Source organism: Nocardia carnea, assembly GCF_029868325.1.
Lineage (GTDB): Bacteria > Actinomycetota > Actinomycetes > Mycobacteriales > Mycobacteriaceae > Nocardia > Nocardia carnea_C.
In genome coordinates this window covers 1-26,303 of record NZ_JARWNW010000172.1, presented here as the reverse complement: position 1 = coordinate 26,303, position 26,303 = coordinate 1, and the positions used below count along the sequence as shown (strand labels likewise).

Sequence of the window (26,303 nt, the reverse complement as noted above, 5' to 3'; positions counted from 1 at the left end):
CGCCGCCCCGCGATTGGCCGGCCTCCCCGGCCGAGTGCTGTTCACGGTGGACGACGGCCGCGGCGATGTGAGCAGCCTGCGGCCCGATATCGGGATACACGGTCTCGGCGACGATCGTTTCGCACTGGTGCTCGCCGGCCGGGACAGCGGAGTCCGGGTGCCGGCCGCCCAGGCGGTCGAGACTCTGCTGGCCGCCGCGCACGGCTTCCTGGAAATCGGGACCGGCCAGTGGCGTCTCCAGGAGATCGAGGACGGCGCCGAACGACTCACCGCCCGGATGGGCCTGTCCCCCGGCATCGAACGTCTCGAACTCCCCGAGGTGGCCGGCCCGCCGATCGGCTGGCTCCCGCAGGACGACGGACTGGTCGCACTCGGCGCCGGAGTGCGCCTGGGTTCCCTGCCTGCCCGCACCGCCGAATTCCTGGCCGCGATCGAACGCCCGATCCTGCTCACTCCGTGGCGCAGCCTGGTGATCACCGATCTCGGGGAAGGACCGGCCGAACAGGTGGTCCGGGTTCTGGCGCCGATGGGGCTGGTCTTCGACGCCGACTCACCGTGGCTGCGGATCACCGCCTGCGCCGGGCGGCCGGGCTGCGCGAAATCGCATACCGATATCCGCGCGGATGCCACGGCCGCAGTCGAAGCGGGGCGCACCACCGCCCCCCGGACCACCGAAGGCGATACTGTTCCCGCCGCGGCGGTCGTCACGGCCGGGCGGCAACACTGGTCCGGCTGCGACCGGCACTGCGGGCGACCGGCCGGGCCGATCACCGAGGTAACGGCCGGCCCGGGCGGTTATCGGGTCATCTCTCCCATCGACTGAAACCGCTTCCGACTGCGGAGGAAGGATCGCTCGCCGAACAGTAACGATCCCTCGGCCCAGACCGGTCACCTCCCGCGGAGATCAACGCCGGCGCAGTGGTGATGCTCTTCGATAGGACGGAACCGCACTGCCGTGTATATCCGGCGGCGCCTCCCGGTGTTCCTGCCGACCGCACCGCGCACCCGTCCGCACCCTCGAATTACCTCTGGCCTTGCGAACCCGCTCGATTCCGGCGTAGGCACGCGGCGCGTAGCGCAGGCGTTCCGGGAGCAACGGCCAGACGGTACGCACCGTTGTCGCGAAGAGGCCGAAGAGTTTCTGATCGAGCGGGCGCCAGCGCAGGTCGAGAATTTCGCGGGCCCGCTCGGGCATGAGCGCATTGGCCAGCCACACATTGAACGCCATGACCGGCCGCCAGATCACCGACCACACCGGTTCGGGGATACCGGGCACGGCGGGGATCCGGACACTGCCGAGGCGGAGCGCGAAATCGGTGGTCGCATTGGATTCCAGTACCTCGTCGATGGTGCGGTTCCAATACTCCTCGAACTCGGCGTAATTCGAGACCAGTACCCGGTCGGACAAACCGTACATCCGCCACCAGGTGACCCCTTCGGCGATCAACTGGTCCTTCTCCGCAGGGGTCAGCGGGGTGCCGAAATGCTCGTTGAGGGCGAGGGTGAGTTCGACGAACGTGGCGTGGGTCCACCAGTACACGTCCGGGTTCAGCGCGTGGTAGCGCTCGCCGCGGGAATCGGTGCCCTTCAACGGGCGGTGGTAGTCGCGGACGCGACCGGCCTGCGCTTCGGCATCGGCGTCGTAGATCATGCCCTGGATCTGCGGCAGGGAACGGATCAGGCGGTCCCAGGGGTCGGCGAAGAAGTTCGAATGGTCCTGGAGTGCGGCCCCGACCGCCGGATGCATGTTCTGCAGGATGCCGGTGCGGCCGAGGAACAGCATGTTCCGCAGGTCGCCGGCGTATTTCCAGGTCAGCGAACCGGGTCCGATCGGCGCGCCGGCCGGGGCGGACGTGACGGCGGTGTCCGGAGCACCCATGGTCCGATCTCCTTCTCTCCGAGGTGAAGCTATGAGACGGATGTTAGTTCACCATCTCAGCCTCTCGAGCCTTCGGGTGCCGGAGTACATCGCACTCGGCGAATAGCCACCCCACCGGAGCCGCTTTGTCGTATCGTTGTCCGGACTCTTGTCCATACAGTTGTTCATATGAGTTCGGAGCCCATCGCCCGGGGGCGTGGCGGGCCCGGGGCGCTGAGAAAGCGAGTACACGATGAAGACCAAAGGCGCTCTCATCTGGGAATTCAACCAGCCGTGGCAGATCGAGGAGATCGAAATCGGCGACCCGCGCAAACACGAGGTCAAAGTCCAGCTCGAGGCCGCGGGGATGTGCCATTCCGACCACCATCTGGTCACCGGCGGTATCCCGATGATGGGTTTCCCGGTCCTCGGCGGGCACGAGGGCGCCGGCAAGATCATCGAGGTCGGCGAGGCAGTCGAGGACCTCGCGGTGGGCGATCACGTGGTGCTGTCCTTCATCCCGTCCTGCGGGAAATGCCCGTCGTGTCAGGCGGGGCTGCGCAACCTCTGCGATCTGGGCGCGCTACTGCTCGCGGGCACCTCGGTGACCGACGGGTCGTTCCGGATCCAGGCCCGTGGCCAGGACGTCTACCCGATGGCCCTGCTGGGCACCTTCTCCCCGTACATGGTGGTGCACGAGAGCTCGGTGGTGAAGAGCGATCCATCGATCCCGTTCGAGGTGGCCTGCCTCGTGGGCTGTGGTGTCACCACCGGCTACGGGTCGGCGGTACGCACCGCCGATATCCGGCCCGGCGACGATGTCGCGATCATCGGCCTGGGCGGAGTGGGCATTTCGGCGTTGCAGGGCGCCGTCCACGCCGGCGCCCGATACATCTTCGCGGTCGACCCGGTGCCGTGGAAGCGCGAGCAGGCACTGAAATTCGGCGCGACCCACGCCTACGCCACCATCGAGGAGGCCACCGCCGCGTGCGCGGAGATCACCTGGGGCGGTATGGCCAAGAAGGTGATCGTCACCGTCGGCGAGGTGCACGGCGAGGACGTCGACAGCTGGATGGGGATCACCGCCAAGGCGGGCACCTGCGTACTCACCGCCATGGGCAGCCTCACCGAGAACCAGGCCACCCTGAACCTGTCCATGCTCTCACTCCTGCAGAAGAATCTGCAGGGCACCATCTTCGGCGGCGGCAACCCGCACTATGACATCCCACATCTGCTGTCGATGTACCAGGTGGGCAAACTGAACCTCGACGATATGGTCACCCGGCAGTACCGGCTCGAGGACATCAACGAGGGCTATCAGGACATGCTCGCCGGGCGCAATATCCGCGGCGTCATCCGCTACACCGACGCCGACCGCTGACCACGGCGCCCGCCGGGCGCTACGCGCGCCGCAGGGCGAGCACCGGAATCGTACGGATCCCGCGGGCCTTCTCCTCGTATTCGCCGAAACCCGGGTAGCGGCGGGCCTGTTCGGCGTAGATCCGGTCCCGTTCCGCACCCGATACCTCGGTGACGGTGACCGGATAGGTCTCGGTACCGCGCTCCACCGTGGCCTGTCCGGCGGCGGTGAGGTTGTAGTACCAGTCGGGATTGGTGGGAGCACCGGCCTTACTGGCGAATACGTAGATGAGGTCGGCGGGGTTCTGCTCGTCGGGCAGGTACATCGTCGGTGCCACGGATTCGCGCCCGCTTCTGCGGCCACGGTGATGCACCAGCAGCATCGGTGCCCCCTCGAAAGGGCCGCCGACGCGGCCTTCGTTCGCCCGGAATTCCTCGATGATCTGCGCGTTCCAGTTGTCGGCCATACCAGGGGATTATGCCGTCGGACACCCTTCCACGCCCGGCGCCGCAGAGGTGTGGCGCGGATACTCCGGCCCGCGCCCGGGTATCCGACGTCACGCGCCTTCGGCCGTTTCCGCGAACGACATGGCGTCGGAGCGGATTCCTGGCCGGCCGGTCCACAACTTCCCTCCGCGGGTCGGGTATCTCAGCGCAGGCAGAGCGGAGCGATATCGGGGATGCCGCCGGTGGTCGGTGACGTGAGGTAGAAGCACGGGCTCTGCCCGGCCGCTTCGATCGCGGTGCGCACCTGCCGCCAGGCCGGGGCCGGCAGCGCCGCCTCGCGTGCCAGCACGAAGCCGGAGAGCCGGCTCGGATCGGTGACCACCGCCCAGGAGTAGTCGGGCGCGAGTGCGGTGACGATGTAGTTGGGCGGCCCGTCGCTCGCGTCCTGACCGGGCACATCCGGGAAACTCACATGCAGTTGCGCCCGCGTGAAGGGATCGGTGACCTTTGCGGTGCCCCGGATCTCGTTGGTGCCGCCCGTCCAGGTGGTGCACCGGTTGTACACCGCGATATTGCCCTGCGGGTCCGGCGTGTACTCGGCGCGGGTGTCGCGGGCACATTCCACATTGAAAGGCTGCGGAATGGCCGCGAGCTGATTCCAGGTACCGGCATACCGGTCCAGGTCCAGTGCAGGTACGGGCGCCGGGCCGGTGGGTGGCGGCTGCGCGACGGCGGCGCCGGCAATGAGCGCGCCCGCGGCAGCGGATGCGGAGACGAAGCCGAGAATGCGACGAACTACGCGATACGTGGTCACGGTGGCTCCTCGTGAATCGGCGGATGGCCCCATCCTACGGAGCCGTGAGCTGCGATGCCCCTGCCGGAGCTTCGTGTCGGTCGGCGAATGAATGCGGCCGGGGCCGCGCGGTTCACACTGTTCCGAGCGACTCCGCCACGGCCAGCAGATCGGCCGGAGTACCGCCCATGATGAGGGCCGCATGCTCGGTGATCACCTCGGTCGGCCAATCCCACCACCGGACCCGCAGCAGCATCGCGACCTCGTCGGGCGCGAAGCGGGTGCGGATGGGGCGGGCGGGATTACCCGCGACGATCGCATACGGTTCGACATCCTTGGTCACCACCGAATGCGCGGCGACCACGGCGCCGTCACCGATCCGCACCCCGGGCATGATCGTGGCCGACCGGCCGATCCACACATCGTTGCCGATCACCGTATCGGGCAGCGGATCGATGGCGGTGAAAACCTCGAGGGTGTTCTCCATCCAAGTACCGCCGAACATCGTGAACGGGTAGGTGGACGGGCCGACCATGGGATGGTTGCCCCCGGGCATCAGGAAGGTCACGCGGGGCGCGATCGCGGTGAACCGGCCGATCAGCAGCCGTTGCGGGCCGTAGTTGTAGAGAACATTGCCTTCCTGGAACGGCACCCCGCTGCCCTCGTCGTCGAAGTAGGTGAACGCGCCCACCTCGATGAACGGGGAGTCGACCTGATTCGCCAGGAACACCACATTCGTCAGGTCCGGACGCGTGGACGGATGCAACTGCATCGGATCGGGCGCGGCCACTGCTTCCTCCCTTTCGCACCGACGCCGGCGTCTCGCGGGCGCCGGCCGACAGTGCCAACTCTACGGAGCACGGCCGGTAATCGGCGCATCCGGCCCGCGAACCCACGTCCGGCCGGGGTCCGATCGCGGTGCGCCCGCGAACTCGGTGGGGGCGAGCCCGATCGGGTTGCTGCGGGGTATTTCCCAGCCGCGATCACTGCGCGCCGAGGACGCAGGACTGCGACGTACGAGCATCGGGCGCCGGTTCAGGCGCCCGACCCGCACCTGCCCGGCCGGTGCGGCCCCGCATAAGGTGTGCCCATGTCCGACACACGCACCGGCTATCTCACCGACGCGGGCGAGATCTATCGCCGATCGTTCTCGATCATCCGCTCCGAAGCCGATCTCGATCGGTTTCCCGCGGATATCGCGCAGGTGGTGGTGCGGATGATCCACGGGTGCGGCCAGGTCGATCTGGCGGGCGATATCGCGTTCACGCCCGGTGTGGTGGCGGCGGCGCGGGATGCGCTCCGGGGCGGCGCGCCCATCCTGTGCGACGCGAATATGGTGGCGTCGGGCGTCACCCGCACCCGGTTACCCGCCGACAACGAGGTGCTGTGCCTGCTGCGCGACCCGCGGGTCCCCGATCTCGCGGCCCGGCTCGGCACCACCCGCTCGGCGGCCGCGCTGGAACTGTGGCGCGACCGCCTCGAGGGTGCCGTGGTGGCCATCGGAAACGCGCCGACCGCGCTGTTCCACCTGCTGGACATGGTCGCGGCCGGCGGCCCCGCACCCGCTGCGGTACTGGGCATCCCGGTGGGCTTCGTCGGCGCCGCCGAATCCAAGGAAGCCCTCACGGAGAGCACGGGCCTGGAATATCTGACGGTCCGCGGACGGCGTGGCGGTAGCGCGATCACTGCCTCGGCCCTGAACGCGATCGCGAGCGAAGAGGAATGACCGTGCGAACCGGAAAACTCTGGGGTGTCGGACTGGGTCCCGGGGACCCGGAACTGGTGACGGTGAAGGCCGCGCGGATCATCGCCGAAGCCGATGTGATCGCGTTCCACAGCGCCCGACACGGCCGCAGTATCTCGCGTGGGATCGCGGAACCGTATATGCGGCCGGGTCAGCTCGAGGAGCATCTGATCTATCCGGTGACCACCGAGACCACCGACCATCCGGGCGGCTACCAGGGCGCCATCGACGAGTTCTACGCAGCGGCCGCCGAGCGGCTGGCCGCGCATCTGGCGGCGGGCCGGTCCGTGGCGTTGCTGGCCGCCGGCGATCCGCTGTTCTACAGCTCCTATATGCATATGCACCGGCGGCTGGCCGACCGGTTCGAGGCGGAGATCATTCCGGGTATCACCTCGGTGAGCGCGGCGACAGCGGCCCTGGGCACGCCGCTCGTGGAGGGCGAACAGGTGCTCACCGTGCTCCCCGGCACCATGGCACCCGGCGAACTCACGCGCCGGCTCGCCGGCAGCGATGCGGCCGCGATCATGAAACTCGGCCGCACCTACCCGGCCGTCCGCAAGGCGCTGGCCGACTCCGGGCGGCTCGACCGCGCCTACTACGTGGAGCGGGCCAGCACCGGCCGTGAACGAGTCCTGGCCGCCGGTGATGTCGACGAATCACAGGTTCCCTATTTCGCGATCACCATCGTCCCGGGACCGGAACCGACGACCGTAGTGCCCGTGGGCAAACATCCCGGGGCGATATCCTCGGACGATTCCGACGCGGCCCACGGCCTCCGCTCGGCCGGCTCAGGAGTCGCGATCCCAGAACCGGCCACCGACCCCGACCTGCCGGCTCTGGACGGAAAGCGCCGTGCCGCGTCACGCGATGACGGCGAATGGACAACGGCGACAACCGGCCTCGGCTCGAGCTCCGCACCCGAAGCCCACGACTCACGCCCCGCACCGGGCCCTGCGGGAACGCCGCAAACGGGCACGGGTGAAGTCGTCGTGGTCGGACTCGGCCCGGGCGATACCGCGTGGACCACCCCGGAGGTCACCGCAGCGCTCGCCGCCGCAACCGATCTCGTCGGCTACACCACCTACATCGATCGGGTCCCGATGCGCCCCGGTCAGCGCCGTCACGCCAGCGATAACCGGGTCGAATCCGAACGTGCCGCCATGGCTCTGGACCTTGCCGCTCGCGGCGGGCGGGTGGTCGTGGTGTCCTCCGGCGATCCCGGGGTGTTCGCCATGGCGGCCGCGGTGCTCGAGGAATCCGCCGATCCGCAGTGGGCGGCGGTGCCGGTACGGGTACTGCCGGGCGTTACGGCGGCGAATGCGGTGGCCAGCCGGGTGGGTGCACCACTGGGCCACGATTACGCGACCATCTCGCTGTCGGACCGCCTGAAACCGTGGGAGGTGGTGGCGCGACGACTGGCGGCCGTCGCCGCCGCCGATATGGCGATCGCGGTCTACAACCCGGCGTCGAGTAAACGCACCTGGCAGGTCGGGGCGATGAAGGACATCCTGCTCGAGCACCGCGGGCCGGAGACCCCGGTGGTTCTCGGCCGCGATGTCGGGGGTCCGCAGGAATCGGTGCGGGTGGTGCCGCTCGGCGAGCTCGATCCCGCCGAGGTGGATATGCGCACCCTGCTGATCATCGGCGCCTCCACCACTGCCGTGGTCGGCGGCGAGGACGCGCCGCGGGTTTTCACCGCACGGCGATATCACGGCTGAAACCCCGATCCGATAGCATTCCACTATGGAATAACGTTGGGAAGGGGTTACGTGGTGAACGGCAATCGGAAGCGGCCATTGAACTCCACGGCCGCCTCGTTGCTGGGATTCCTGCACGAGGGACCGATGTCCGGGTGGGATCTGGTGACCCTCGCGCAGGAGCGGATCGGCGATTTCTGGACCATCACCCAGAGCCAGGTCTACCGGGAATTGGCCACCATGGACGCGGCGGGCCTGGTGGTGAAGGGAGAAACCGGCGCCCGGGAGCGCACCCCGTATCGGATCACCGAGGCCGGGCGCGCGGAGTTCGCCGAATGGATCTCCCGCGATCCGAGTGCGGAGACCATCCGATTCCCGCTATTGCTCACTCTGCATTTCGGCGGTCACCTGGACCGCGCACATCTGACCGCCATCATCGACAACAGTCGAAAGGTGCATCAGGAACGGCTGGACCACTACCGGGCCGAGTCGGCGCGGACGATGCCCCCTTACGCGCGCGCCACCTTGGAGTTCGGGATCGGTTACGAGCGTGCTGTTCTGGAGTGGTTCGACCGGCTACCGGAAATCCTGGGCCCCGAGACCTAGCGATCCCCCTTCCGGCACCGACAGCCTGCCGTTCCATGCCTGCCGCCTCCGGCACGTACCGGGCTTATCCGCGCTCGTGCGACCGATTATCTTGCGCGGCAACATAATCGGTCACCCATTCACGCGCAGCGCCGACAGACCCGACTTCGATGAGCCCGGGCGGCGCCGGGGGCCGGTCGACCATCACCACGGGAATACCCGCTTCCCGGGCCGCGACGAGTTTGGCCGCGGTCGCCGCGCCGCCGCTGTCCTTGGTGACAAGCACCTCGATTCGTTGTCGCGCCAGCAACGCGCTTTCCGACTCCACAGTGAAAGGGCCTCGGGCCAGCAGGATCTCGTGGCGGGGTGGCAGTGCGGCGTCGGGTGGGTCGATGGCGCGGATCAGATACCACGGGCGGGTGTATCCGGCGAACGCACCGACCCCCTGCCGGCCGATGGTGAGCAGGATCCGGTCGCCGGTATCCGCGGAGACCCGGGCGGCCGCGGCAAGGTCCGGCACTCGCAACCAGTGGTCGCCGGGACCGGCGGTCCAGCCCGGGCGGTTCAGCCGGATCATGGGCACGCCGAGTTCCGAGCTCGCCCGCGCGGCATGCGCGGTCATGGTCGCGGCGAACGGATGGGTGGCGTCGACGATCAGGTCTATCGCGTTGTCCGTCAACCAGTTCCGCAGTCCCTCGACACCGCCGAAGCCGCCGACCCGGACGGTGCCGCCGGGACGCACCGGGTCGGATACGCGACCGGGGGGGGGGGGGGCCGACCGACGGGCAAGCACGCCCCCCCCGGCGAGGGGCGGGCGCCGGGCCGCCCCCCCCCGCGGCCAGCCCCCCCCCCCCCCCCCCCCCCCCCCCCCCGGCCATGGCGTGGGCCAGTTCCCGGGCCTCCCCGGTGCCGCCCAGTAGCAGGATTCTCAGAACCACTGCTGGGCACCGGCGAATTGGGCCTGCGCCGGCGCACCCGCCACGGAGGTGGCCGGCGGGGTGAGGGGCACCCGGCTGCTGTCCTCGTCGATGGTGGCGTGGAATCTCGTGTATCTCACTCGTGTTCTCCGACGTTGCGCGCGAGCCCGGTGCCCCACGCTCGGAACGCCCACCGACATTACTCCCGCTGTCCGATCCGCCCAGGCGAGCGGCGCAGTCACCACCAACGGCCTATCGCCCTTTCACGACCGACCACTGTGTCACCGGTAGCTGCGGGCGCCAGGTCGTGAAACGGCCCAACGGCTCGCCGCGGTAGATCTGGAACCGGCGCAACTCCCCGCCGTACTCCCCGGTCCACGAGATCAGCAGTGCTTCCGATTCCGCGGTGACCGCATTGGCCACGAGCCGCCCACCCGCGGGTAGCCGTGACCAGCATCGCTCGAACAGTTGCGGCGTGGTGAGACCGCCCCCGAGGAAGATCGCGTCGGGCACGCCCGGTACCGCATCACCGGTGAGCTCGGCCACCGCCTCACCGCGCACCTCGATATCGGGAACGCCCAGCGCGCGGGCATTCTCGCCGATCTGCTCGCGGCGCCGGTCCAGGATTTCGAATGTCACCGCCCGGCAGGACGGATGCGTGCGGCACCATTCGATGGCGATACTGCCGGACCCGCCGCCGATATCCCATAGGATCTCTCCCGGACCCGGCGCGAGCGCAGCGAGGGTCACTGCTCGGATCTCCGATTTGGTGAGCTGACCGTCGCCGGTATACGCGGAATCGGGCAGCCCCGGCTGCCGGGTGCGACGCGGATGTCCGGGTTCGCCGGTCACCGCTATCGCGACAATATTGAGGGGGTCGCCGGGGACTTCCTGCCAGTCCGCGGCCAGGCCGGAGACGATCCGTTCGGCCGGGCCACCCAATTGCTCCAGCACCGTCACACGGGAGGGCCCGAATCCGTGGAAACGCAACAGTTCCACGATCTCGGCGGGAGTCCCGGCGTCCGCGCTGAGGACGAGGACACGCCGGCCGTCGATCAGTTCCGGAAGCACCCCCTGGACCGGCCGGCCGACCGCGCTCACGATGCCGACCTCGGGAAGCGGCCAGCCGAGCCGGGCGCAGGCCAGCGAGGCCGACGACGGCTGGGGCAGCACCCGCAGCGATTCGGGGCCGAGCAACCGCGCCAGCGTCGTGCCGATGCCGTAGAACATCGGGTCCCCACTGGCGAGTATCCCGAGCCGGGTACCGCGCAGATCCGCCAGCAGACCCGGTAGCGCGGGAACCAGCGGCGAGGGCCAAGGCTGCCGGTCGGCGGTGATCTCGGCCGGCAGCAAGGCGAGCTGCCGGTCCGAACCCAGCAGCACCGTACATTCCCGCAACGCCTCGCGCGACGTCTCCGAGAGCCCCGCCCAGCCGTCGGCGCCGATACCGACCACGGGAATACATGGCCCGCCCCACCGCGTCGCCGGGGCGGCGTTCATACCGCGCCTCCCGGAGTTGCTCCGGCAATGCCACCCGGCTGCCACCGGCCGGTGCACGTCCTCACCGCGGCAACCGCCGCCAGACCGCCTGGGGCAGCAGGCGCATTCCGAAAAATACGGGGCGCAGAATCCCGGGTATCCACACCTGGCCCGCCCGGCGGCCCAGCGCACCCACCACCGCGTCGGCGACCTGGTCGGGTGTGCTGGAGAACGGCGCCGGACTCATCCCCTCGGTCATCCGGCCGATCACAAAACCTGGGCGGGCGAGCAACAGATGCACCCCGCTACCGTGCAGTGCATCGGCCAGACCGCTGGCGAAACCGTCCAGCCCGGCCTTGGCCGACCCGTAGACGTAATTCGCCCGCCGGACCCGCACCCCCGCCACCGAACCGAATACGACGAGATGTCCGCTGCCCTGGGCGCGGAACTCGTTGGCCAGCACGGTGAGGACGCTGAGCTGGGCGGTGTAATCGGTATGCACCACGGCCAGCGCGTGGCCCGGGTCCGCCTCGGCCAGGGCCTGATCACCCAGTACACCGAACGCCAGGACCGCGACACCGACCGGGCCGTAATCGGCGACGATCTTGGCCAGCAGAGCCGGATGGCTCGCGGTGTCGGCGGCATCGAATTCGACCGGATGAACCGCCGTCGCACCGGCCGCGGTGAGCGCCGCCGTTTCGGTGTGCAATTCCTCGCACCGCCGCGCGGCCAGGACCACGGCCCGGCCGGGAGCCAGCCGCAACGCCACCTGCAGACCGATTTCGCTGCGTCCGCCCAGCACCAGCACCGTGCCCGGGTCGATCCCTCGTCTACGACGCACAACCATGCGCTCAGTCTGTCATCCGCGGCGGGTCACAACCCGCACCGGGAGACCCGAGTCCGGTCCATGTCACCCGCTACGGTCCTGGTATGGCAACCCATACCGTCGAATTGTCTCCCGCCGCCGTCGAGTTCCTCACCGAACGGCATCTGGCCACCCTCACCACCCTGCGGGCGGACGGCACCCCGCATGTGGTGCCGGTGGGCTTCACCTGGGACGGTGCCGCCGGGCTGGTCCGCGTGATCACCAACGGCAGCTCGGTGAAGGCCCGCAACGTACGGCGGTCGGGTTACGCCTCGGTCGGCCAGGTCGACGGCCGGCGCTGGCTCACCCTGGAGGGTCCGGCCACGGTTCTGGACGAACCGGCGCAGGTCCGGGAAGCCGAACGCCGCTATGCCGAGCGTTACCGCACCCCGCGGGACAACCCGGCCCGTGTAGTGCTCGCGATCGAGGTCCGCCGGGTGCTGTGCGGGATCGCCCTGCGAACCGCCTGAAGCACCCGGCCCGACGGCAACCAGCCCGCCGGGGAGGCACCCTGCTCCCGAGCCGTTTCGCGCCGATTCCTCATAGGAGCGCTCCGGCGGACGGCCACCGGCGGGGCATCGAGGACCTCGTCGACGCGTCCCGGGAGGGGGTAACAGGGCACACCACGGCATCGAACTCGGCAAACGCCGCAAGCCAGTGCGCAACTCCGAGTCCGACGACTGGACCCAGCCGGCCCCGGACCGCGACCGACGCATCGGCAGTGTGTCACCCGACCACGTGCGACGCCCGTGCCCGGGCTGGCCGACGAGTACATCCAGACAATACCGCTGAGCCGGCGGCCGGTCAGATGACGGAACGCAGCGTCACCGTGTCGGCGGATGCGTTGGCCCGCGCCGCCGCAGTCCGGAAGGACTGTTCTGACGGCCGCCTGCCGCAATGTGCCCGGCCGTAGCCTCCGCTCGGGGTGGCTCGTCAGGCCGGCAGGACGGTGAGGCCGTGCGGCTGCTGGTTCATCGGGACGCAACCGTCCTCGGTGACCACCACGATGTCCTCGATCCGGGCGCCCCATGCACCGGGGAAATAGATCCCCGGTTCGATACTGAAGGCCATACCGGGGCGCAGCTCTATATCGTTGCCCGCGACGATATAGGGCTCCTCGTGCACCGACAGGCCGATCCCGTGCCCGGTACGGTGGACGAACGCCGCACCGAGCCCGGCGGCCTCCAGCGGTTCGCGGGCCGCCGCATCCACCGCCGCGGCCCGCACCCCCGGACGTACAGCAGCGACGGCAGCCGCCTGCGCCCGTTCCAGTTCGGCGCAGCGGGCGGCGATCTCGGGATCCGGTTCGCCGAGGACGTAGGTGCGGGTGGAATCGGAGTAGTAGCCCGGTTCCACCGGACCGCCGATATCGATGACCACCACATCACCGGCCTCGATTCGCCGGTCCGACACCTCGTGGTGCGGTATGGCGCCGTTGGGCCCGCTGCCGACGATGACGAATTCGGCGCCGGTATGTCCCTCGGCCACGATCGCGTCGGTGATGTCCTTCCCGACCTCGGCCTCGGTGCGCCCCACCTGCAGGAATTCACCCATCCGGGCATGGACGCGGTCGATGGCGGCACCGGCGCGGCGCAACGCCTCGATCTCGGCGTCGTCCTTGATCATGCGCAGTTCCCGCAGCACCGGGGTCGCCGAAACGGGCAATCCGCTGAAACTGTGCGCCAGCGGCAGCAGATGCAGCGCGGGCATGGCATCGGCGACCGCCACCCGCGACCCGATATGCAGTGCCGACTGCACCAGGTCGTAGGGGTTCACACCGTCCACCCAGTCGAGGACCCGCAGTCCCAGCTCGTCCACCGCGGACTCCTGCAGCCCGGCGACCTCCAGTTTCGGCACGACCACCGAGGGTGTTGCCTTATCGGAGGTGATCACCAGGCAGGTGAGCCGCTCGAACGATTGCGCGGACGATCCGATGAGATACCGCAGGTCCGGGCCGGGAGTGATGAGCAGCGCGTCCAGATGCGCTTCGCGGATCAGCTGTACCGCCCGCTCCAGCCGCTGCTCGTAGATTTCCGCCGCGAACCGTGACTCCGTGTGCGCGCTCATGATCTCGAACTTACCCGGTGTCCGGGAGCGGTACACCGGATCAGTCGGTGGGGCCCGGTAGATTCCGGCAGGTGATTACGACCGAATCCGCACCGCGTCCACTGCTGCTGCTGGACGGAGCGAGTCTGTGGTTCCGGGCCTTCCACGCCATCCCGGACAAGATCACCGCACCGGACGGCAGATCGGTGAACGCCTTGCGCGGATTCACCGATATGGTGGCCGCTCTCATCGCCCGGCATCGCCCGGCTCGCCTGGTGGTCTGCCTGGATCTGGATTGGCGTCCGCAGTTCCGGGTGGATCTGGTGCCGACCTACAAAACGCACCGCGTGGATACCTCCGCCGGCGCCGAACCGGGCGCCGAAGTGGTACCTGACCGGTTGACACCGCAGGTCGAGATGATTCTGGAGGTACTGGCAGCCGCCGGTATAGCCACCGGCGGCGCGGCCGGCCTCGAGGCCGATGATGTGCTCGGCACCCTGGCCTCCACCGAACGCACCGATCCGGTGATCGTGGTCAGCGGCGACCGCGATCTGCTGCAACTCGTACGCGATACACCCGCACCGCCGGTCCGGGTGCTCTATGCCGGTCGCGGGCTGGCCAAGGCCGAACTCTTCGGCCCAGCCGAGCTGGCGGCCAAATACGGCGTCCCGCTGGAGAACGCCGGCCCCGCCTATGCCGATATGGCCACCTTGCGTGGTGACTCGTCCGATGGACTGCCCGGTGCGCCGGGAATCGGCGAGAAAACCGCCGCCACCCTGATCAGCCGGTTCGGTTCACTCGAGGCGTTACGCGCCGCCGTGGACGATCCCGGAGCCGAACTCGCCCAGGGTATCCGCGCCAAACTCCGCGCCGCCGCCGACTATCTGGACGCCGCCGCCCCGGTGGTACGGGTGGTCCGCGACGCGGATGTGATCCTGTCCCGCCCCGATATCCTCCACCCCATCCCGGCCGACGCGGCGGCGCTGCAGGAACTGGCCACCACCTACAACGCCGAAAGCCCCGTCAAACGCTTGATCGCGGCCCTCGCCGCGTGCGCCTGACCGGCCCACTACCGGGCGCCGGGAAAGGTCCGGTGCCCTGGCCGGGCGCAGAATCCGCCGATCGGTACGGGGACCACGTCTCCGCGGCCCGCAGCCGTTCCGCGATACCCCGTGTCGAGATCGACCGCGAGCCTGCGGAAATCGAGCCGATCACGACAGTTTGCGAGCACATCTGGAGCACGACCCACCGAACCCACCGGAGTGCCACCGCGTTCACGATGCGCGGAAGAGCAAGGCTGGTGCTGTATTCCAGCGGCCCCGCGGACCTCGTCTCGGTACTGGCAGTTCGCTCTGGTCCGTTTCCTGAGCCGACATCCCGTTAGATGCACATATCGTCATATGGAGATGGTCTGCTTGTGAACCGACGGCACGGGGTCGGCAAGGCCGGAAAGAGTTCGGCCCGTCCCTGCTGTCAGCGCTCGACACCATGCAGCGAAGCCGCAAGGGTCGAATGCCACCAGCAGGGACGGGCCGAAAACCGCGGCGCCGCAACCGCAGACGATCAGCTCGGCCGGCCGACCTCGTAGGTCCCGTCTTCCTTGGTGATCTTGATATTCACGGTCTTGTCCTCGCCGCCGACCTTCAGATCACAGGTGAACGTCGCGTCCACCGCGACCTCCTGTCCCGCCGGGCATCGGACATCCTTGACGTCCTCGATCCCGTAGGACTCCTCGAGCACCTTCGCCACCCCGGTCTGCACCGCGGCCTGATCGAGTTCGTCCTTGGCGGTCAGCATCAGGATCGCGACCACCACACCGGCCACAACCACCACACCGAGCAGCACGAGCCCGACGATCATGCCGGTTTTCTTACCGCCCCCGCCGGTGGGCTGCTGCTGCGCACCCCACTGCTGCTGGCCCGGCTGCCCCCATTGCCCGGATTGGGCCTGCGGCTGCGGCTGCTGCCCCCACTGCTGCTGTTGCTGCTGATTCGGGTCGCCCCACTGCTGCGGCTGCTGCTGCGGCTGATTCGGGTCACCCCACTGCTGCTGCGCCTGCTGGGGTTGCTGCGGCTGATTCGGATCACCCCACTGCTGTGGCGGCGGCTGCTGACCCCACTGCTGCTGCGTCGGATCGCTCCACGGCTGGGGCTGCTGCGGCTGGGGTTGCGGCTGACTCCACTGCTGCGGCTGCGGCTGCCACTGCTGACCGCTCTGGTCACCACTGCCCCATTGCTGGGTGGCCTGCGCCTGCTGTGGATCGTTCGGGGGCTGTGCGGGTGGCTGGTTCCCCCACTGCGGCACTGCGCCGGGCGGCTGCTGCCCGCCCCAGACCTGGGTGGGATCGTTACGTCCCTCCCCGGGTCCCGGGGCGTCGTTCGGTCCGTACGGCCCACTCATCTGGTTGCCTCCACTCGCATCGTCAAACACACGGTAGCCCCCCGCGTGCGGTTGAAATCAAATCACAATCGATGGTCTCACGCTGTTTCTACTGTGGCATGAGCGAGGCCGACGATTGCCTCTCGCATCCGGATGCGGAGGCCGCAGCGCAGGCGGAGGTATCGCACTACCGCCTACGGGCGTGACCCATACCGCCTCCGGGCCTGACCCGCTCATGCTGTATCCACGGGCATGACCGAGGGCCCTGCGTGGTTACGCTCCGCTACCGCCTCCGGGCCTGACCCGCTCATGCCGCGTCCACGGCGACGACACCGCGCCGGATCGCCCGTACGGCCTTGGCCGCGGTGGCCGCGACCTCGGTATCGTCTGCGGTGCTGTGGATCTGGTCGAGCAGATCGATCACCTGGCGGCACCAGCGCACGAAATCGCCGGCCGATAACGGCGTGCCCTGATCCCCACCGGCCAGCATGGCGTCCACGAGGGCATCGCCGCGGGCCCATTTGTAGATTCCGTCGACGAAACCGAGATCGGGTTCCCGGGTCGGCGCGAGCCGGTGCTCGGATTCGTCCGTACGCAGCCGCGACCACTGGGCGATGGTATCGGCCACCGCCCGGCGGATCGGTGCCGTCGGTCCCGCCGCCCCGAGATAGCCACCCTCGCTACGGGATTCGAAAACCAGAATGGAGACGACGGCCGCCAGTTCGGCCGGCCCCAGACCGCGCCACAGCCCCTGGCGCAGACATTCGGCCACCAGCAGATCGCTTTCGGCGTAGATCCGGGCCAGCCGCCGCCCATCCGCGGTGACCTCGCCGTCGTGCACGAATCCGCGCTCCTCCAGCAGGCCGACGATCCGGTCGAAGGTGCGCGCCAGCGAATTCGTGGTCGCCGCGACCTTCTGCCGCATGGCCTCGGTTTCCCGGCGCACCCGGTTGTAGCGCTCCCCTACCCGGGCCAGCTGTTCGCGATCGGGCCGCGAATGCGCGGGGTGGGCGCGCAGGGCGCGCCGCAATGTCGCCAGTTCCGGATCGTCCGCACCGCGGGCGCGCTTATCGCGGCGGCCGCGGCTGGGCGCGGTGATCCCGGTACTGCGCAACGCCGACGCCAGATCGCGGCGGGTGCGGGCCGTGCGATGGTCGACCCGGCGCGGTAACCGCATCCGGCCCAGCGGTTCGGCGGGCACCGGGAAATCGGCGACCGATACCCGTCCCGCCCATTTGTCCTCGGTGAGCACCAGCGGACGCGGATCGCCCGGTGTGGCATCGGGTTCCAGGATCACCGCCAGACCGGCGCGGCGGCCGGCGCCGATGGCGACCACATCGCCGCGCCGTAATTCGGTCAGTGCCGCGACCCCGGCGGTACGCCGGTCGCTGCGGGTCTGCTGGTTCAGCTGCCGTTCCCGCTGTTTGATCCGTTCCCGCAGGCCGAAGTATTCGAGGAAATCCCCCTCCTCCCCGCCGAGCTGCGCGGCGAGTTTGCGGAGCTGGCCAACGTTGCGCTCGATACCGCGCACCAGGCCGACCACCGAACGATCGGCCTGGAACTGCGCGAACGACCGCTCCAGCAGCATCCGCGCCTCATCGGACCCCAGCCGGTCGATCAGGTTGATCGACATGTTGTAGCCGGGTTTGAAGGAACTGCGCAGCGGATAGGTGCGGGTGGAGGCCAGCCCGGCGACCGCACTGGTATCGACCTCGGGTTGCCAGAGCACCACCGCATGCCCCTCGACGTCGATACCGCGGCGGCCCGCGCGTCCGGTGAGCTGGGTGTACTCCCCCGGTGTGAGCTCGGCATGCGTTTCGCCGTTGAATTTGACCAGCCGCTCCAGCACGACGGTGCGCGCGGGCATATTGATCCCCAAGGCCAGGGTTTCCGTGGCGAACACGGCCCGCACCAGCCCCTTGACGAACAACTCCTCGACCGTATGCCGGAATGCGGGCAGCATCCCGGCGTGGTGCGCGGCCAGCCCCCGGTGCAGCGCCTCACGCCATTCCCAGTAACCGAGCACTTCCAGATCCGCGCGCGGCAGCTCGCCGGTGTGTTTATCGATGATCGCGTCCACGACTTCCGGGTCGGCCGCGCCACTCAGGTTCAGCCCCGACCGCAGGCACTGTGCCAGCGCACCGTCGCATCCGGCCCGGCTGAAGATGAAGGTGATGGCGGGGAGCAAACCTTCCTCGTCGAGCCGGGCCAGCACATCGGGCCGGGGCATCGGGCGGAAGAACCGGCGCGGGCCGCCTCGGCCGCGGGGTCCGCCCCAGCCTTCCATCCGGTCGGCGGCCTCACGCTGTTTGATGTAGCGGACCAGATCGGAATCGACGAGAACGCGTTGATCGGAGGATTCGCTGTCGAACAGGTCGAACATCCGGCGGCCGACCATCACGTGCTGCCACAGCGGCACCGGCCGGGTCTCGTCCACGACGACCGCGGTATCGCCGCGCACGGTTTCCATCCAGGCGCCGAACTCCTCGGCATTGGATACCGTCGCCGACAGGCTCACCAGCCGCACCTCGGCCGGCAGGTGCAGGATCACTTCTTCCCAGACCGCGCCGCGGAACCGGTCGGCCAGGTAGTGCACCTCGTCCATCACCACATACGACAGCGCACGCAGGGCGTCCGACGACGCGTAGATCATATTGCGCAGTACCTCGGTGGTCATCACGACCACCTGCGCGTCGGGGTTGATGGACTGATCGCCGGTGAGCAGCCCCACCCGGCCCCGGCCGTACCGTTCGGTCAGATCGGCGAACTTCTGGTTCGACAATGCCTTGATGGGCGTGGTGTAGAAACATTTACCGCCGGAGGCCAGCGCCAGATGGACCGCGAATTCCCCGACCACGGTTTTCCCGGCCCCGGTGGGCGCGCACACCAGCACCCCGTGGCCGTTTTCCAGGGCGGTACAGGCTTGGCGCTGAAACGGGTCCAGCTCGAATGTCAGCTCGGCGGCGAACCGGGACAGTTCGGCGGTCAGCGACGCGTTCGGTGTCACGTGTCCGAGACTAATGGAGGATTACGACACCGGTCGCGCCGATAAAATCCGCTGGTCTTCTCCGGCGCGCCGGGCGGCTCAGAGTGTGTCCGAATAGTCCGGTGCCGAATCCTTGGCCGGGCCGGGGGCTCGTACCGGGTCCGCCGCGGTGACCGGGGCCGCCGGGTCGACCGGGGAGGGCGCCGCGATCCGCGATGCCTGCTCGTCGTCGAGGGTGCCCAGCTCCTGTTCGGCGCGTTTGGCCCGCCGCTTGTCGTTGACCCGCGCGAACTGCACCGCGACCTCGAACAGCACGGTCAGTGCCAAGGCCAGGGCGAGCATCGAGAACGGGTCCTGCGGCGTGACGATGGCCGCGAAGACGAACAAGCCGAAGATGATGCCGCGGCGCCACGCCTTCAACCGCTCGTAGGTGAGGACCCCGATCAGGTTGAGGCCGACGATGAGCAGCGGCGTTTCGAAACTGACCCCGAAGATGATCAGCAGCTGGATGATGAAGCCGAAGTACTGGGTACCGCTCAACGCGGTGATCTGCACATTGTCGCCGATGCTGAGCAGGAAGCTCAGGGCGTGCGCGATCACCCAGTAGGCCAGGACCGCGCCGACCACGAACAGCACCGACCCCGAGGCCACGAAGCCGATCCCGTATTTACGTTCCTTCGGGTACAGCCCCGGCGTGATGAACGCCCACAGCTGATACAGCCAGACCGGGCAGGCCAGCACCACCCCGGCCGTCATACCGACCTTCAACCGCAGCATGAACTGCTCGAACGGCCCGGTAGCCAGCAGCCGGCACTCCCCGTCCGGGGATAATGCGGCCCGCGCCGAATCGGGCAGATCGCAGTACGGGCCGCGCAGGATCTCGCCGAGGCTGTCCATCCCGAGAAACGAATTCGCGTACCACAGGAAACCCAGGACCGTGGTGACGAGGATGGCCGCGATAGAGATCAGCAGCCGGGTGCGCAGCTCCCGGAGATGCTCGACCAGCGACATCGTGCCGTCGGGATTCGTGCGCCGTTTGCTGCGCCGGGGGTCGAACGGAATTCGCATATGTGTGGATGCCTCGTATCAGCGTGCCTCGCTCCGCTCGGCCTGCGGCACTGTACCCACCCCGCCGCTCACCTGCGCGGGGTGGGAATACGTGCCCGGTCGGCAGCGCCGGGTGGACAGCCGTCGCAGCCGGGCCCGGGGCGAGCCCGGGCCCACGCCGACGGGCCTCAGAGCGTTTTCGACTCGCTCCGGGTCTCGGTGGCCGACGCGTTCGTGTCCCGGCCCGAAGGCAGTTCCGGAGCGGGGGTGGCGACACCGGTGCTCGCAGACTTGCTGTCGTTGTGCATCTCGCTCACCTCGCTCTTGAAGATCCGCAGCGACCGGCCGAGCCCGCGAGCCGCCTCGGGCATCCGCTTCGCGCCGAAGAACACCAAGAACACCGCCGCGACGATCACCCAGTGCCAGATGCTCATAGAGCCCATTGTGGAAACCTCCCAAGACTGTGGTCTCTCTGATGCTACCTGCCGTAATGCCGGCACCGAACCGGAGCGGGGGCACTCATGACCATGTCACAGCCGTTGTCAACCGTTGTTCACCGGCGCGCCGCTTCCGCGGCACCCGCGCGGGCGGCGCGGAGCAGGCCGCTTCAGGCCGGTTCGTCCAGTCCGGCGCCGTGATATGCCGCCAGTGCGGCCTCGGAGCGGTCCCGGACCGCCGCCACCAGTTCGGGCGGGCTCAGCACCGTCACCCCGGAACCGAACCCGAGGACGAGCCGCGCCATCCAGTCCAGCGTGGCGAACCGCATCGTCGCCTCCAGGCTCCCGTCCGGGTGCACCGCCATCCGGTGCATCGGATACTGATCCAGCACCCAGCCGTAATCGGGAGCGATCAGCAACCGGGCCAGCGGGACGGCCGGATCGTCCTGGAACAGGTCCAGACCCGCATCGGTGGCTCGCGCCTCCTGCGGCGGCTGCGACGGTTCGGCGAGTTGCGCCGCCGATTCGATCCGATCGAACCGGAACAGGCGCACACCCTCCGCTTCCCGGCACCAGCCCTGCAGATAGCTGTTGTCGTCCACCGCGACGATACGGATGGGATCCACCACCCGCGTGGACACCACGTCCCGGCTGGCCGAGTAGTACTCGAGCCGCAGTGCGCGGCCCGCCGCGACCGCGGAACGCACGGTGGTGACCGCCGGGGCCTCCTCGGGCGGCCCGACCGAGGTCGCGGCCGGCGCGCCCCCGGAGATCGCCGCCTCGAGTTTCGCGATCGCCGCATGGGCCGCGGTCGGATCCACCATCCCGGGCAGATCGACGATCGACCGCAGCGCCACCAGCACCGCGGTGGCCTCGATGGATGTCAGGCGCAGCGGACGCTCGATACCGGCGGTGAAGGTGACCTGCACACTCTCCTCGGAGAACGACAGATCGATCAGATCGCCGGGCCCATAGCCGGGCAGACCGCACATCCACAGCTGATTCAGATCCGCCATGAGCTGTTTGGTGGTGACCCCCAGATCCGCGGCCGCCTCCGCGGCACTGATACCGGGGTTGGCCACGAAATACGGCACCATGTTCAGCAGGCGCGAAAGCCGCGCCGACAACCGGGTACTCATAGCGCCACCTCGGTCCGATCGAATACCGAACGCAAACGCGCGATCACATCCGCACGCAGGTCGGCGGGTTCCAGCACCAGCGCGTCCGGACCAAGGCCGGTGATCAGGCGGGCCAGCCAATGCTGCGAGCGGATCGGCACCTCCAGCACACTGCCCGGACGGCCACCGACGCTGCGATTGCCGACGACCTCACCGATCCGGCGCAGATCCCGGCCGCGCCCCTGCGCCACCCAGATCGTCGCGGAACCCGTGACCGGCGCGGTTCCGGTGACCTGCGCGACGATCCCCCGCAGATCGGTTCCGGCCGGCGCCTTCACCGCGTTACGCGGCCCGTACGGGGTGATCTCCTCGCCGATACGGGACAACCGGAAGGTTCGTACCGCGTCACGATCCCGGTCGTGCCCCACCAGATACCAGCGACCCCGCAGGGTGACCACACCCCACGGTTCGACATCACGCATCAGATACGGCGCGTTACTGGCCCCGCGATGCTCGAACCGCACCGCCTGACCGGCGTCGATGGCCGCGAGCAACTTGCCCAGCACCGGTTCGGACCCCCGGGTCCGCGCCGGCACCGCGGGAATCGCGGCGAACGCGGTATCGGTTTCCACATGGATCCCGGCGGCCCGCAATTTCAGCAGCGCACCGGCCGCCGCCGACGCCAGCTCCGGGGACTCCCACATCTGCAGCGCCACCGCCACCGCCGCCGATTCCTCACTGCTCAGATCGATATCGGGTAGCTCATACGCATCCCGGTTGATCCGGTACCCCTCCACCGTCGAGAACCGGCCCGAGGCGCCCACCTCCAACGGGATGCCCAGATCACGGAGCTCGTTCTTGTCCCGCTCGAACATCCGGCTGAACGCCTCGTCGCTGGCGCACTCCTCGTACCCCGCGACACTCTCCCGGATCCGCTCCGCAGTCAGGAACTGCCGGGTCGACAGTAGCGCGATGACCAGATTCATCAGGCGCTCGACCTTGGATATCGCCACCCGACACAGAGTAATGGAGTGCTGCCGCGTCGCGTCGGCGCACGCCGACAAACGTGCCCAGCCGCCGGACCGGCGACGCAGCGGTGGTCAGCTCCGCACCGAACCGACCGGGCCCCCGACCGCGCCGAGCTCAGGAGGCCCTGCGACCACGCAGGCCGGCCCGTCGATCACATCGACGCAATGAGGCGGTCCACTCGTTCGTCGACCGAGCGGAACGGGTCCTTGCACAGCACGGTGCGCTGGGCTTGATCGTTCAGCTTCAGGTGCACCCAATCAACCGTGAAATCGCGGCCCGCAGCCTGAGCGGCGGTGATGAAATCGCCGCGGAGTTTGGCGCGGGTGGTCTGCGGTGGGGTGTCCACGGCGGCATCGACCGCCTCGTCCTCGGTGATCCGTTTCGCCAGGCCCTTGCGCTGCAGCAGATCGAACACGCCGCGGCCGCGTTTGATGTCGTGGTAGGCCAGGTCCAGCTGGGCGATCTTCGGGTCGGACAACTCCATCCCGTACCGCTCCTGGTAACGCTGGAACAGCTTCCGTTTGATCACCCAGTCGATCTCGGTATCGACCTTGGCGAAATCCTGGGACTCCACCGCATCCAAGGTCCGCCCCCACAGATCCACGACCTGATCGACCTGCGGATCCCGCTCCCGGTTGCGCAGATGCTCCACGGCGCGGGCGTAGTACTCGCGCTGGATATCGAGCGCGCTGGCCTGCCGCCCACCGGCCAGCCGCACCGGCCGGCGACCGGTCAGATCGTGGCTGACCTCACGGATGGCGCGAATCGGATTATCGAGCGCGAAATCGCGGAACGACACACCGGCCTCGATCATCTCCAGCACCAGCGCCGCCGTACCGACCTTCAGCATGGTGGTGGTCTCGGCCATATTCGAATCGCCCACGATCACATGCAGGCGCCGGTACTTCTCGGCATCGGCATGCGGCTCGTCCCGGGTGTTGATGATCGGCCGCGACCGAGTGGTCGCCGAGGAGACCCCCTCCCAGATGTGCTCGGCCCGCTGCGATAGGCAGTACGTGGCCGCCTTCGGGGTCTGCAACACCTTCCCGGCGCCGCAGATCAACTGCCGGGTCACCAGGAACGGCAGCAGCACATCGGAGATCCGGGAGAACTCACCGGCCCGCACGACCAGGAAGTTCTCATGGCAACCGTAAGAGTTGCCGGCCGAATCGGTGTTGTTCTTGAACAGGTAGATATCGCCGCCGATACCCTCCTCCGCGAGGCGCTGCTCGGCATCGATGAGCAGTTCCTCCAGCACCCGCTCCCCGGCCCGGTCATGGGTCACCAACTGGACCAGGCTGTCGCATTCGGCGGTGGCGTACTCCGGATGCGAACCGACATCGAGGTAGAGCCGCGCGCCGTTCCGGAGGAACACATTGGAACTACGCCCCCATGACACCACCCGGCGGAACAGATACCGGGCCACCTCGTCGGGACTGAGCCTGCGGTGTCCGTGGAAGGTGCACGTCACACCGAATTCGGTCTCGATCCCCAAGATTCGTCGCTGCACACTATCGAGGTTACAGCGCGGAATGATTCCTGCGGGTGAGTGCGAAAAACGTAATGATTTTGGAGGTGTTTGTGTTTTTCGGCGGCGCCTGCGGCGCCGCAGGTTCTGGCCCCCCCTTGGTCCTTCAAGGGCCTCGCTGAACTCGGCGCCCGCTGGTTGCGCCGGGGGTGTGCCGAACTCTACGGCCACCGCCGGCTGCGCCAAGGGTTTGGTATCGGCCTGTCAGGGCTCGCTGAACTCGCTTGTACCGGTGATGTGATTTCGGGGCAGTGACCGCCTCGGGTGCCTGAGGAGCCTCTCGGCGCCGCCGTGGGCGCATAGGGGCTCGGCTCGGCAGAGTGCGTGGGCCCCGGGCACCGCGCAGGCCACGCCGCCGGGCCGCATCCAGGTCCGATGCGTCTCGGTGACGTGGCCCAACGGCTATTTTTCGCTGTTTTCCTGCTCCCCGTCACCCGACGGGGCGAGCAGTCGTTCGAGCGCGGCCTTGCTGATCCTGCGGAACGCCCGCCGCGGCCGGGCGTGTTCCAGGGTGGCCACCTCGAGGGAGTCGACCCCGAGCGTCCGCTTCTCCTTGTCCGGCCCCTCGGTAACCTGCAGGGCCTCGACCGCGACCCGGATCGCGCCCGACAGGTCCAGGCCCGGCCGGTAAGACTCCTTCAGAGCGGTGACGATGGGTTCGGTCGTACCGCCCATCACCACATAGTCGCGTTCGTCGACGATCGAGCCGTCGAAGGTGATGCGGTAGAGCACCGATTCCGGTTCCTGCCCGGGGTAGCTCACCTCGGCGACGCAGATCTCCACCTCGAAGGGTTTGAGCTGGTCGGTGAAGATCGACCCGAGAGTTTGCGCGTAGGCATTGGCCAGTGCCCGGCCGGTGACATCGCGCCGGTCGTACTGGTAGCCCCGCAGATCGGCCTGCAGGATGCCGCCGCGGCGCAGGCTCTCGAATTCGTTGTACTTACCGACCGCCGCGAACCCGGTGCGGTCGTAGAGTTCGCTCACCTTGTGCAGGGTGGCCGACGGGTTCTCCGCAACGAACACCACACCTTCGGCGTAGGAGAGCACGACAACACTGCGGCCCCGGCCGATCCCTTTACGCGCGAGCTCGGTCTTGTCGCGCATGATCTGCTCGGCGGACGCATACAGCGGCATGGTCATGCCCGTGCGCTCCCTTCTTCGGCGGCCTGGCGGTCGGCGGCGATACCGCGGGCGATCTCTTCGAGCCGGGATTCGGTCACCTCGACCGCCCCCTCCTCATCGATGAGGATCGCCGTCGGATAGATACCGCGCAGCAGATCGGGACCGCCGGTGGCGGTATCGTCGTCCGAGGCGTCGACGAGGGATTCGACCGCGATCCGCAAAGCTCGATCGGCGTCGATTCCCTTGGCGTACAGCTTCTTCAACGATGTCCTGGCGAACATCGAACCGGAGCCGACGGCGGTGAAACCGAACCGCTCCTCGCTGCGCCCGCCGACCACGTCGTAGGAGACGATGCGCCCGGCCCGGTCCGGATCCGTGGCCTGCGGGTCGTAACCGACCAGCAGCGGCACCACGGCCAGACCCTGCATAGCCGCCGGGAGGTTGTCGCGCACCATCTTCGACAGCTTGTTGGCCTTGCCGTCGAAGGTGAGCGAAACGCCCTCGATCTTCTCGTAGTGTTCGAGTTCCACCGCGAACAACCGCACCAGTTCGATGGCCATACCCACGGTTCCGGCGATACCGGTCGCCGAGAAGGTATCGGTGATGTGGACTTTCTCCACATCACGGCCGGCCAGCAGGTTGCCCTGGGTGGAGCGCCGGTCGCCGGCGATCAGCACACCGCCGCGGTAGGACACCGCGACCACGGTCGTACCGTGCGGTGCGATATCTCCCGCGGCACCGGGGGGCCGGGGGGGGGCGGGGGGGGGGGGGGGGCCGCGGGGGGGGGGATTTTGGGGGGGCCGGCGAGGGGCGGGGGGGGGGGGGATATGTGGGTATTTTTTTAAGGGGGGGGGCCCACCAGGGGGG

The 26,303-nt window shown here is 68.5% G+C and carries 25 protein-coding genes; 7 read left to right on the top strand and 18 right to left on the bottom strand.

All coding sequences use genetic code 11. The annotated features are described in order from the left end of the window. On the top strand, positions 1-823 hold an 823-nt coding region (locus QH196_RS13690; protein WP_280416161.1), incomplete at its 5' end, for a precorrin-3B synthase. 81 nt (positions 824-904) lie between these two features. Here QH196_RS13690 and QH196_RS13685 read toward each other — a convergent pair. Further along, the gene (locus QH196_RS13685) at positions 905-1,879 is read right to left on the bottom strand and encodes an oxygenase MpaB family protein (protein WP_280416160.1); all 975 of its coding nucleotides are present in this window, start codon (positions 1,877-1,879) and stop codon (positions 905-907) included. A 232-nt stretch (positions 1,880-2,111) separates the two neighbouring features. Here QH196_RS13685 and QH196_RS13680 point away from each other — a divergent pair, with 232 nt between their 5' ends. Beyond that, positions 2,112-3,239, top strand: a complete 1,128-nt coding sequence (locus tag QH196_RS13680; protein WP_280416159.1) for an NDMA-dependent alcohol dehydrogenase — start codon at positions 2,112-2,114, stop codon at positions 3,237-3,239. Positions 3,240-3,258: 19 nt separating this feature from the next. Here the strand turns inward: QH196_RS13680 and QH196_RS13675 are convergent, their stop codons facing one another. From QH196_RS13675 to QH196_RS13665, 3 genes are all read right to left on the bottom strand, one after another. Continuing rightward, entirely contained in the window at positions 3,259-3,684 is a 426-nt protein-coding gene (locus tag QH196_RS13675; RefSeq protein WP_280416158.1) for a nitroreductase family deazaflavin-dependent oxidoreductase, read from the bottom strand. Positions 3,685-3,866: 182 nt separating this feature from the next. Continuing rightward, a complete protein-coding gene (locus tag QH196_RS13670; RefSeq protein ID WP_280416157.1) occupies positions 3,867-4,478 on the bottom strand; it encodes a lipocalin family protein in 612 nt (203 codons plus the stop codon). Positions 4,479-4,590: 112 nt separating this feature from the next. Next, entirely contained in the window at positions 4,591-5,247 is a 657-nt protein-coding gene (locus QH196_RS13665; RefSeq protein ID WP_280416156.1) for a CatB-related O-acetyltransferase, read from the bottom strand. A gap of 300 nt (positions 5,248-5,547) precedes the next feature. Here QH196_RS13665 and QH196_RS13660 point away from each other — a divergent pair, with 300 nt between their 5' ends. From QH196_RS13660 to QH196_RS13650, 3 genes are read left to right on the top strand one after another with little or no spacing between them, the layout of a single operon-like run. Beyond that, complete coding sequence (locus QH196_RS13660) at positions 5,548-6,183, top strand: precorrin-8X methylmutase (protein WP_280416155.1); 636 nt, start codon at positions 5,548-5,550, stop codon at positions 6,181-6,183. After that, positions 6,180-7,919 (top strand): precorrin-2 C(20)-methyltransferase, encoded by a 1,740-nt coding sequence (locus tag QH196_RS13655; RefSeq protein ID WP_280416154.1) that lies wholly within the window; start codon positions 6,180-6,182, stop codon positions 7,917-7,919. The genes QH196_RS13660 and QH196_RS13655 overlap by 4 nt, the downstream gene beginning before the upstream one ends. Positions 7,920-7,973: 54 nt before the next feature. After that, the gene (locus tag QH196_RS13650; protein ID WP_280416153.1) at positions 7,974-8,504 is read left to right on the top strand and encodes a PadR family transcriptional regulator; all 531 of its coding nucleotides are present in this window, start codon (positions 7,974-7,976) and stop codon (positions 8,502-8,504) included. A gap of 64 nt (positions 8,505-8,568) precedes the next feature. On the opposite strand, the gene QH196_RS13645 is transcribed toward QH196_RS13650, so the two are convergent. From QH196_RS13645 to QH196_RS13630, 4 genes are all read right to left on the bottom strand, one after another. Further along, a complete protein-coding gene (locus QH196_RS13645; protein ID WP_280416152.1) occupies positions 8,569-9,225 on the bottom strand; it encodes a cobalt-precorrin-6A reductase in 657 nt (218 codons plus the stop codon). A 186-nt stretch (positions 9,226-9,411) separates the two neighbouring features. Beyond that, positions 9,412-9,540, bottom strand: coding sequence for a hypothetical protein (locus QH196_RS13640; protein ID WP_280416151.1), 129 nt, complete (start codon positions 9,538-9,540; stop codon positions 9,412-9,414). Between the two features lie 112 nt (positions 9,541-9,652). Further along, positions 9,653-10,900, bottom strand: coding sequence for a precorrin-6y C5,15-methyltransferase (decarboxylating) subunit CbiE (cbiE, locus tag QH196_RS13635; RefSeq protein ID WP_280416150.1), 1,248 nt, complete (start codon positions 10,898-10,900; stop codon positions 9,653-9,655). Between the two features lie 61 nt (positions 10,901-10,961). Continuing rightward, on the bottom strand, positions 10,962-11,726 hold the full coding sequence (locus tag QH196_RS13630) for an SDR family NAD(P)-dependent oxidoreductase (protein ID WP_280416149.1): 765 nt from the start codon (positions 11,724-11,726) through the stop codon (positions 10,962-10,964). An 83-nt stretch (positions 11,727-11,809) separates the two neighbouring features. Between QH196_RS13630 and QH196_RS13625 the strand changes: the two genes are divergently transcribed. Further along, on the top strand, positions 11,810-12,214 hold the full coding sequence (locus QH196_RS13625; RefSeq protein WP_280416148.1) for a pyridoxamine 5'-phosphate oxidase family protein: 405 nt from the start codon (positions 11,810-11,812) through the stop codon (positions 12,212-12,214). 463 nt (positions 12,215-12,677) lie between these two features. Here QH196_RS13625 and QH196_RS13620 read toward each other — a convergent pair whose 3' ends face one another. Beyond that, on the bottom strand, positions 12,678-13,811 hold the full coding sequence (locus tag QH196_RS13620; protein ID WP_280416147.1) for a M24 family metallopeptidase: 1,134 nt from the start codon (positions 13,809-13,811) through the stop codon (positions 12,678-12,680). 71 nt (positions 13,812-13,882) lie between these two features. Between QH196_RS13620 and QH196_RS13615 the strand changes: the two genes are divergently transcribed. After that, on the top strand, positions 13,883-14,851 hold the full coding sequence (locus QH196_RS13615) for a 5'-3' exonuclease (protein WP_280416146.1): 969 nt from the start codon (positions 13,883-13,885) through the stop codon (positions 14,849-14,851). A gap of 502 nt (positions 14,852-15,353) precedes the next feature. Here the strand turns inward: QH196_RS13615 and QH196_RS13610 are convergent. From QH196_RS13610 to prcB, 9 genes are all read right to left on the bottom strand, one after another. After that, a complete protein-coding gene (locus tag QH196_RS13610) occupies positions 15,354-16,190 on the bottom strand; it encodes a DUF4333 domain-containing protein (RefSeq protein WP_280416145.1) in 837 nt (278 codons plus the stop codon). 286 nt (positions 16,191-16,476) lie between these two features. Next, positions 16,477-19,176, bottom strand: a complete 2,700-nt coding sequence (locus QH196_RS13605) for a DEAD/DEAH box helicase (protein ID WP_280416144.1) — start codon at positions 19,174-19,176, stop codon at positions 16,477-16,479. A 78-nt stretch (positions 19,177-19,254) separates the two neighbouring features. Next, positions 19,255-20,223: a twin-arginine translocase subunit TatC gene (tatC, locus tag QH196_RS13600; protein WP_280416143.1), complete on the bottom strand. Its 969-nt coding sequence runs from the start codon at positions 20,221-20,223 to the stop codon at positions 19,255-19,257. Between the two features lie 167 nt (positions 20,224-20,390). After that, a complete protein-coding gene (gene tatA, locus QH196_RS13595; RefSeq protein WP_280416142.1) occupies positions 20,391-20,645 on the bottom strand; it encodes a Sec-independent protein translocase subunit TatA in 255 nt (84 codons plus the stop codon). 164 nt (positions 20,646-20,809) lie between these two features. Further along, positions 20,810-21,778: a helix-turn-helix transcriptional regulator gene (locus QH196_RS13590; RefSeq protein WP_280416141.1), complete on the bottom strand. Its 969-nt coding sequence runs from the start codon at positions 21,776-21,778 to the stop codon at positions 20,810-20,812. Next, positions 21,775-22,770 carry a helix-turn-helix transcriptional regulator gene (locus QH196_RS13585; RefSeq protein ID WP_280416140.1) on the bottom strand — a complete coding sequence of 332 codons (996 nt, stop codon included), beginning with the start codon at positions 22,768-22,770 and terminating at the stop codon, positions 21,775-21,777. Before QH196_RS13585 ends, QH196_RS13590 begins: the two co-directional genes overlap by 4 nt. Positions 22,771-22,937: 167 nt before the next feature. Then, entirely contained in the window at positions 22,938-24,296 is a 1,359-nt protein-coding gene (gene pafA / locus QH196_RS13580; RefSeq protein ID WP_280416139.1) for a Pup--protein ligase, read from the bottom strand. Positions 24,297-24,716: 420 nt separating this feature from the next. Continuing rightward, on the bottom strand, positions 24,717-25,454 hold the full coding sequence (gene prcA / locus QH196_RS13575; RefSeq protein ID WP_280416138.1) for a proteasome subunit alpha: 738 nt from the start codon (positions 25,452-25,454) through the stop codon (positions 24,717-24,719). Further along, entirely contained in the window at positions 25,451-26,263 is an 813-nt protein-coding gene (gene prcB, locus QH196_RS13570; protein ID WP_432279487.1) for a proteasome subunit beta, read from the bottom strand. The genes prcA and prcB overlap by 4 nt, the downstream gene beginning before the upstream one ends. Positions 26,264-26,303: the final 40 nt, after the last annotated feature.